Source organism: Arthrobacter halodurans, from assembly GCF_041877255.1.
Taxonomy (GTDB): Bacteria; Actinomycetota; Actinomycetes; order Actinomycetales; family Micrococcaceae; genus Arthrobacter_N; species Arthrobacter_N halodurans.
Window position 1 is genome coordinate 226,296 of sequence record NZ_JBHDLJ010000005.1, and the last position, 6,669, is coordinate 232,964.

General features: G+C 72.4%; 5 protein-coding genes. 1 reads left to right on the forward strand and 4 read right to left on the reverse strand.

The window, feature by feature from the left end:
* Window positions 1-13: 13 nt before the first annotated feature.
* The 4 genes from ACETWP_RS08775 to ACETWP_RS08790 all read right to left on the reverse strand — a co-directional run bounded on the left by ACETWP_RS08775 (window position 14) and on the right by ACETWP_RS08790 (window position 4,570).
* Entirely contained in the window at window positions 14-916 is a 903-nt protein-coding gene (locus tag ACETWP_RS08775; RefSeq protein ID WP_373971848.1) for a carbohydrate ABC transporter permease, read from the reverse strand.
* Window positions 913-2,070 (reverse strand): carbohydrate ABC transporter permease, encoded by a 1,158-nt coding sequence (locus ACETWP_RS08780; protein WP_373971849.1) that lies wholly within the window; start codon window positions 2,068-2,070, stop codon window positions 913-915. Before ACETWP_RS08780 ends, ACETWP_RS08775 begins: the two co-directional genes overlap by 4 nt.
* Before the next feature lie 100 nt (window positions 2,071-2,170).
* Window positions 2,171-3,445 carry a sugar ABC transporter substrate-binding protein gene (locus tag ACETWP_RS08785; RefSeq protein ID WP_373971850.1) on the reverse strand — a complete coding sequence of 425 codons (1,275 nt, stop codon included), beginning with the start codon at window positions 3,443-3,445 and terminating at the stop codon, window positions 2,171-2,173.
* A 48-nt stretch (window positions 3,446-3,493) separates the two neighbouring features.
* Window positions 3,494-4,570 (reverse strand): LacI family DNA-binding transcriptional regulator, encoded by a 1,077-nt coding sequence (locus ACETWP_RS08790; RefSeq protein WP_373971851.1) that lies wholly within the window; start codon window positions 4,568-4,570, stop codon window positions 3,494-3,496.
* 156 nt (window positions 4,571-4,726) lie between these two features.
* Here ACETWP_RS08790 and ACETWP_RS08795 point away from each other — a divergent pair, with 156 nt between their 5' ends.
* Window positions 4,727-6,613, forward strand: coding sequence for a glycogen debranching N-terminal domain-containing protein (locus tag ACETWP_RS08795; protein WP_373971852.1), 1,887 nt, complete (start codon window positions 4,727-4,729; stop codon window positions 6,611-6,613).
* Window positions 6,614-6,669 lie beyond the last annotated feature (56 nt).

A 6,669-nucleotide genomic window follows, 5' to 3' on the forward strand; every position in this document is an offset into this window, starting at 1 on the left:
CGGAGCGGCGCGCCTACTCCTTCACCGCGCCCGCCGAGGCGTTCATGATCCGCTTCTGGAAGATGAAGAAGACCACGGCCACGGGAACGGTCATGAGCGCCGCCGCGGCCAGCTTCAGCGGGTATTGGGTGCCCTGACTCAGCTGGCCCGACGCCAGCTGGGCGACGCCTTTGGTGAGCGTGGTGAGGGCCGGATCCTGCGTGGAGATGATGAAGTGGTTCAGCTCGTTCCAGGATCCCTGGAAGGAGAGGATCACGATCGTCATCACGGCCGGGCGGGCCATCGGCAGCACGACGGACCAGAAGATGCGGAACGTGCCCGCCCCGTCGACCCGCGCCTGCTCCTCGACGCTCACCGGGATCGACTCGAAGAAGCTCTTCATGATGAACACGCCGGCGGCGTCGGCCAGCAGCGGAAGGATCATGCCGGCGTAGGAGTCGTACATGCCGAGCTGGTTGATGACCAGGAACTTCGGGATGAGCAGCACGACGCCGGGCACGGCCATGACGCCGATGAGCAGCGCGAAGACCAGGCCGCGGCCGCGGAAGTCGATCCGGGCGAGCGCGTAGCCGGCCAGGGAGTTGAAGAAGACCCTGCCGAGGGTGACGAAGACGGTCACGACGAACGAGTTCTGCGCCCACGTGGTGAAGTCGGACGAGGCGAACAGGGTCTCGTAGGCGGCGAACGTCCAGTGCTGGGGCACGAGGCTCAGGGGGTTCTGCGCGGCGTCGGGCTCCGTCTTGACCGAGCTGGCGAGCTGGATCAGGAACGGGAAGATGTAGATCAGCGCCAGGGACACGAGCATCCCGTAGAGGATCCATCCGCGGCGGGCGCGGCCGGGGCGCCGCCTGCGGCGCCGCTCGGGCCGGGGCTGTGATTCGGCCGGGGCGGCCGACCGTTCGGCGAGCTGGGTCATCGCTGGTTCACTTTCCCTGCGGGCGCCGCCTCGGGCGCGCGGTCTGCGGAGGGGCCTCCGGTGGGCGCCACGGGCGCCATCCGGCGGCGCTTGGGCACGTCCCGCTCGCGCAGCGCGAAGCGCTGGAGAAGCGTCAGGACCACGATGATCGCGAAGAGGATGAAGGCGATCGCCGCGCCCTCGCCCCAGCGCTGGTTGTTGAACGCCGAGCTGAAGGAGAGGTAGGCGGGTGTCAGCGTGGTCTTGGCCGGACCGCCCTGGGTGCCGGTGTAGATCTGGTCGAAGACCTGCCACGTGCCGATCAGCCCCAGCGTGAGGACCGTGAAGAGCGTCGGGCGCAGCATCGGCAGCGTGACGTGCCAGAACCTCTGCCAGCCGCTCGCCCCGTCCACCATGGCGGCCTCCTGCACCTCGCCGCTGATGTTCTGCAGCGCCGCGATGAAGAGGAGCATAAACGTCCCGGAGGTGGTGAAGATCGCCATGAGCACGAAGGCGCTCATCGCCACCGACGGGCCGGCGAGCCACTCCCAGCCGGAGATGCCGAGGAACGCCGGGTCGGAAAGGGCGGCGGGGGCCTGCGGGACCCCGAGCGCCGCCAGGATCACGTGGATGACCCCGCGGGGGTCCTGGAACCAGTTGGGGCCCGTGATGGCGAAGAAGGACAGCACCTTGTTGACCACGCCCGAGGAGCTGAAGAGGAATAGCCAGAGCACCGTGATGGCCACCGAGCTCGTGACCGACGGGAAGTAGAAGGCCGTGCGGAAGATCCCGCGGCCCCGGAGGATCTGGCGGTTCACCATGACCGCCAGGAACAGCGCCAGGGCGGTCTGCAGCGGGACCACCAGCAGGACGTAGTAGAGGTTGTTCCGGATGGACGTGCCGAAGTCGCGGGCCGCGAGGCCGTCGCCGTCGAGGATGGCCGCGTAGTTCTCGGCGCCGACGAAGCCGACGCCGGCGGCCAGCGGGCTGCCCCGGCCCGTCCAGTCGGAGACGCTGACCCACGCCGCCATCAGCACCGGGATCACCAGGAACAGGCCCAGGATCAGGACGACGGGCGCGATGAACAGCCATCCGGTCAGGCCCTGGCGGCCTTGGTTGCCGCGGCGCCGCGGTGCGCGGCCGGTCCGGGCGGCCCGTGGTGTCGTCTTTGCCACCTGTGCTCCTCTGGTTTGCGTCGCGCCGGGGCCGGCGCCGCGCTGTGGTGGATCGGCGGTCCGCGGCGGCAGGTCTGCGCCGCGGACCGCCGAGCGGGTGCTACGGGGTGTCCTGCAGGACCGCTTCCATGTCGCCCTGGACGGTATCCAGGATCTTCTGGGGATCGGCGGTCTTCAGGCTCTCCAACTGGGCGTTGAGCTCGCCGATGACGTCGGAGGCGCCCGGCTGGGCGGGAACGTTCTGCGCGTACTCGCCGCCGGCGATGAACGGCGCCAGGTCCGGGTATTCGGCCGACCACTGGTCGGCGGCGGACTGGACGGAGGGCATGACGCCGAAGGCCTGGGCGAACGCCATCTGCGAGTCCACGGACGTCAGGTGCTCGACGAGCTCGCGCGCGCCGCCGACGTTGTCGCTGTCCGCGGCGATGCCCCAGCAGTTGGTGAACTGCAGGGTGCCCTTGCCGCCCGGGCCCGCAGGCAGCTCGGCGACGGTGTAGTCGACGTCGGGGAAGTCGTTGCTGAGGGCGCCGGCGATCCAGTTGCCCTCGATGACCATGGCGGCCTGGCCCTTGCCGAAGGCCTCGCCGCCCCAGCCCGAGCCGAGCTCCGAGGAGTACTTGGCCACCCCGTCCTTCATCAGCCGCTGCGCGTACGCCAGCGCCTCGACGTTCTCGGCGCTGTTGGCCGTCGCCGTCCCGTCGGTCACCAGCCCGCCGCCGGCCTGCGCGGCGAAGGCGCCCAGGCGCTGGAACTCGGGGCTGAACGCGAGCCCGACGGTCGATCCGCTGGTGAGCTTCTCGGCGGTGTCGGCCAGCTCCTCCCACGTGGTGGGCACGTCGGCCTCGGTCAGGCCGGCGTCGTCCCAGAGCTTGTCGTTGATGACCAGGCCCAGCGTGGAAAAGTCCTTCGGAGCGCAGTACAGGGTGTCCTCGTAGGTGAAGGCCTCCCGCAGCGCGGGGTAGAAGTCGTCCTTGTTGCCAAGGTCCTCGGCGTAGGGCTCGAGCGATCCGTTGGCCGCGTATCCGGCGAACTGATCCGCCGACACGTAGAAGACGTCGGCCGGGTTGCCGGACGCGAAGCCCTGGCTCAGCTGCTGGACCAGGTCGGAGGCTGCGGTGACCTCGGCGTCGATGCCGGAATCCTCCGACCAGGCGGCGACCGAATCGGTGACGGCCTTCGTCTCGGCGGCCCCGGAGGAGCCGATGAGGACGGTGAGGGGCGCCTCCGTGGCCTCCTGCGGGGCCCCGTCCGCGCCGGATTCGTCCGCGGCCGAGGAGAAGCCGGAGCCGCCGCAGCCGGCGAGCGCCAGCGCCGCGGCGGTCACGGCGGCCGCCAGCGCGGTCCGGCGGATTCGGGTGTGCTTGTCAGTCGTCATTGCCTGATGTCCTTCTGCTGGGATGCGATGCGGGTGTGGTGGTGCGGTTCAGGGGGAGGGGGCCGCGGGAACGGCGCCCAGGGCGTGCGGGGTCCGCTCGACGAACGCGGCCGGGAGCAGGACGTGCCGCGGGGGCTCCGGCGTCGTGCCGTCGTCCCTGCCCCCGAGGCCGTGGGTGAGCACGGCGATGATCTGGCGCGCGACGCTCTCGATGGGCTGCGCGACGCTGGACAGGCCGATGGCGGCGGCGACCGGCGTGTCGTCGAACCCGACGACGGCGGGCGGCGGTGTCCCGGGCGGCAGCGACCGCAGGGCGGCGAGGGCGCCCAGCGCCAGCGAGTCGCTGGCACAGACGACGGCCGTGGCCCCGGCGCCCACCAGCCGCGCGGCGCCGTCGGCGCCCCGGGCCACGCCGTCCTCGGTCTGGATGTCCAGTTCCCCGGCCGCCGCGCGGCTCGCGTCGTCGGCGAGCGGCCCGTGGGACAGGCCGCGGCGCCAGCCGGCGCGGCGGTCGTCGCCCACGCCCGAGCCGGTGGGCCAGCCGAGGAAACCGATCCGCCGGTGGCCCTGGGCCATGAGTGCGCGGGTCGCCTCCTCGGTGCCCGCCCCGCCGTCGACGTCGACCCACGCGTGGGCCGAGGCGAAGGGGTCCCCGTCGTCGCTCCACGGGCGCCCGAAGGCGGCGAACGGGACGCCGCGCTCCAGGAGCCAGGCGGTGCGCTCGTCGTCGCGGTGCGTGCCCGTGAGGACGAACCCGTCGAGGTCGGCGACGTCCAGCAGCTGGTCGTACTGCTCGATCTCGTCGGCGTCCGAGGCCGCGTAGAAGAGCGTGAGGCGGTAGCCGCGTTCCTGGGCGGCCTCCGCCAGGGAATGCAGGAACCGGTCGTAGATGGAGCCGTTGATGCCGTCGGCGCCGGGGATCATGCGGATGCCGAGGTTCATGGAGCGGCGCGTGCGCAGCTGGCGGGCCGCGGCGCTGGGCCGGTATCCGGCCTCGGCGATGGCGCGCTGGACGCGGGCGAGGGTCTCCGGCTTGACGCGCTCCGGGGCGTTGATGGCGTTGGAGATGGTCTGGCGGGACACGCCCAGCGCGTTCGCCAGCGAAACCAGCGTTGCCTTCGCCACGGTCGCCCTCGCCCTCGTTCGTCGTGTGACGTCCCGGATAGGACGCCGTTTACAACGATATGATCGTTCAAATAGGCTGTCAATCACTATTTTGAACGATCAAGAACTGAACGTGCGGCCGCGGCCGCACGCCCGCACAACCCCAGGAGACCCCGCATGGCATACCTCCAGCCGTACCTGCACGACCTCACCGGCGTCTTCAGCGCACCGGTCCAGGCGTGGGCCGACCCCCACGGCCAGATCCGCGGGGAGGGGGCCCAGGGCATCCACTGCGGGGACGACCGCGTCGTGAGGAGCGCCGTGCTGACCGTCGACGGGGAGGAGCCCGCCTGGGTCTCCACCCACGTCCGCTCCGCCGATGCCGTGGACTACCTGCACTTCGTGCGGGTCCCCGGATCGGTCGCCGACCCGCTCGTCCACCTGACCCGCAGCCGCACGGCCGACGCGCGCGGCGTCGCGGAGACGATCCGGATCGACTCGGCCCAGGCGGAGCCCGTGCGCCTGCGGGTCGTCTGCCGGATTGTGGTGGACAGCACGCCGATGGAGAAGATCAAGTCCGGCGCCGCCCCCGCGGCCGGGCCCGAGGTCGCCGGCCCGGGCTGGAGCTGGCGCGGCGAGGGGACCCGGGCGCTTCTCGAAACCGGCGCCGCGGACGCGGAGTACGCGGACGGCACGGTGCTGCTCGCCTGGACCGTCGACGTGGAGCCTGGGGGCAGCGTCGAGCTGCCGTGGCGCCTGGACGTGGAGGACCTCGGCGCCCCGATGGTGGGCCCCACCACCGCGCCGCTGGTGGCCCCGCGGCTGGCGGACCGCCGGATGGACCGGCTCATGAGCCGGTCGGTGTCGGACCTCAACGGGCTGCGCATGGCGTCGTCCGACCGGCCCGGGGACACGTTCCTGGCCGCCGGCGCCCCCTGGTTCCTCACGATGTTCGGCCGGGACTCCCTCATCGCGGCGCGCATGCTGCTGCCGCTGGACACCGCGCTGGCGGGCGGGACGCTGCGTGCCCTCGCGGCCCGGCAGGGCACGACGACGGACGCGGACACCGCGGAGCAGCCCGGCAAGATCCTGCACGAGGTGCGCCGCGCCACCCTCCGCTTCGAGGAGGACGGGCAGGGGGTCGCCCTCCCGCCGGTCTACTTCGGCACCATTGACGCCACGCCGCTGTGGATCACGCTGCTGCACGGTGCCTGGCGGGCGGGGCTGCCCGAGCAGGAGGTCGCCGCGTTGCTGGACCCGCTCGAGGCGGCCCTGGTCTGGCTGCGCGACCACGGCGACTCCGACGGCGACGGCTTCCTCGAGTACCTGGACACCAGCGGCCACGGCCTGGCCAACCAGGGCTGGAAGGACTCGGGGGACTCCATCCGCTGGCACGACGGGTCGCTCGCGGACGGGCCGATCGCGCTCGCCGAGGTGCAGGGGTACGCGTACGAGGCGGCCCTGGGCGGGGCCGCGCTCCTCGAGGCCTTCGGGCGCCCCGGCGCCGGGGAATGGCGGGCCTACGCCGAGGACCTCGCCGCGCGGTTCCGCGCGGCGTTCTGGTGCGAGGACGCCGACGGCCGCTACCCGGCGATCGCGCTCGACGCCTCCAAGCGGCCGGTCGACGGCGTCGCGAGCAACATGGGCCACCTGCTGGGCACGGGCATCCTCGATGCCGCCGAGGAGGCCACCGTGGTCCGCCGCCTCATGGACCCGACCATGTTCTCCGGATTCGGGATCCGCACGGTGTCCACCACCAACGGCGGATTCTGGCCCACGCGGTACCACGCGGGTTCCGTGTGGAGCCACGACACGGCCATCGTCATCGACGGCATGACGCGGGCCGGGTTCGCCGACGAGGCGTCGACGCTGGCCGCGGGTCTCCTCGACGCCGCGGAGGGATTCGATTGGAGGCTGCCCGAGCTGTTCTCCGGGCACGCGGCGGACCAGGTGGGCGCCCCCGTGCCGTATCCGGCGTCCTGCCGGCCGCAGGCGTGGGCCGCGGCGTCGGCGGTCCCGATCGCCGTGGCCCTGGGCCAGCTGGCGCCGGGCGGGCCGGCGTAGGCCGCAGGGTCGGGCCGGCCCGGCGCCGCGCGGGGCCGAACCGGGCACCGGGGTGC

What these genes read in the sequence shown, in the direction of transcription:
- ACETWP_RS08775 (WP_373971848.1), bottom strand. Translation starts at nt 916, where the DNA reads ATGACCCAGCTCGCCGAACGGTCGGCCGCCCCGGCCGAATCACAGCCC.
- ACETWP_RS08785 (WP_373971850.1), bottom strand. Translation starts at nt 3,445, where the DNA reads ATGACGACTGACAAGCACACCCGAATCCGCCGGACCGCGCTGGCGGCC.
- ACETWP_RS08795 (WP_373971852.1), top strand. Translation starts at nt 4,727, where the DNA reads ATGGCATACCTCCAGCCGTACCTGCACGACCTCACCGGCGTCTTCAGC.